The sequence below is a fragment of the Streptococcus sp. 32226D021BW genome, from assembly GCF_053545015.1.
On sequence record NZ_JBPPVC010000033.1, the window covers coordinates 1 to 1,682 of the forward strand.

The 1,682-nt window shown below is 44.1% G+C and carries 1 protein-coding gene; it reads right to left on the reverse strand.

Annotated elements, in window-relative coordinates; genetic code table 11:
- Positions 1 to 1,604 (reverse strand): DUF445 family protein (locus ACEE44_RS10295; RefSeq protein ID WP_449172161.1); only part of this gene is annotated, 1,604 nt, incomplete at its 3' end.
- Positions 1,605 to 1,682 lie beyond the last annotated feature (78 nt).

Here is a 1,682-nt window from a genome sequence, read left to right on the forward strand (position 1 = left end):
TCTGAGACTGACTCAGAGATGGATTCTGACACTGATTCTGACACCGACTCGGATACTGATTCTGAAATGGACTCTGATACGGATTCAGATACGGATTCTGAGACAGATTCTGAGACTGACTCGCTAACTGATTCTGAGATAGATTCTGAAATGGATTCGGATACAGACTCAGAGATGGATTCTGAAATCGACTCGCTTACCGATTCTGAGATAGATTTAGATACGGATTCTGAAAGGGATTCGCTGACTGACTCTGAAAGGGATTCTGAAACTGACTCGGAAATTGATTCAGAGACGGACTCTGAAACCGACTCAGATACTGATTCTGAGATGGACTCGCTGACCGACTCAGATACTGACTCAGAAACTGATTCTGAGATTGACTCTGAAACTGACTCTGAAATGGACTCGGAGACAGACTCACTTACCGATTCTGAGACGGACTCTGAGATGGACTCGCTGACTGACTCTGAGACGGACTCTGAAATGGATTCAGACACTGACTCAGAAACTGATTCGGAAATGGATTCAGATACCGATTCTGAAAGGGATTCTGAGATGGACTCTGAAACTGATTCTGAGATTGATTCTGAGACGGACTCGGATACTGACTCAGAAAGGGATTCTGAAACTGACTCTGAAACTGACTCTGAAATGGATTCTGACACGGACTCGGATACTGATTCGCTCACGGATTCTGACACGGACTCTGAAACGGATTCACTGATTGACTCGGATACTGATTCTGAGACGGATTCTGAGACGGATTCAGACACTGACTCTGATACAGATTCTGACACCGACTCTGAAATGGATTCTGAGACTGACTCGCTGACTGATTCTGAGATAGATTCCGAAATGGATTCAGACACTGACTCTGATATGGACTCTGAGACGGATTCGCTAATGGACTCTGAGACGGATTCTGAAATGGATTCAGAAACTGACTCAGAAATTGATTCTGAGACTGACTCTGAAACGGATTCTGAGACTGACTCTGAAACGGATTCTGAGATGGATTCAGAGATTGACTCGGAAACTGATTCTGAGATGGATTCAGAGATTGATTCAGAAACTGATTCAGACACTGACTCAGAAATGGATTCAGACACTGATTCGGAAATAGATTCTGAGACGGATTCAGACACCGACTCAGATACGGATTCTGAAATAGATTCTGAGACGGATTCAGACACCGACTCAGATACGGATTCTGAAATAGATTCTGAAACTGACTCGGAAATTGACTCTGATACTGATTCGCTGACTGACTCTGTAATGGATTCTAAAACGGACTCGGAAACTGATTCAGAAATCGACTCGGAGACGGATTCTGATACTGATTCTGATACTGACTCTGAAACGGATTCAGAAATTGACTCGGAGACTGACTCAGAGATGGATTCTGAAATGGATTCAGACACTGACTCGGAAATTGATTCTGAAAGGGATTCTGAAACGGACTCGCTGACTGACTCGGAAATGGATTCTGAGACTGACTCGGATACCGATTCTGAAAGGGATTCTGAAACAGACTCGGATACCGATTCTGAAAGGGATTCAGACACTGACTCAGAGATGGATTCTGAAATGGATTCAGACACGGACTCGGAAATTGATTCTGAAAGGGATTCTGAAACGGACTCGCTGACTGACTCGGAAATGGATTCTGAGACTGACTC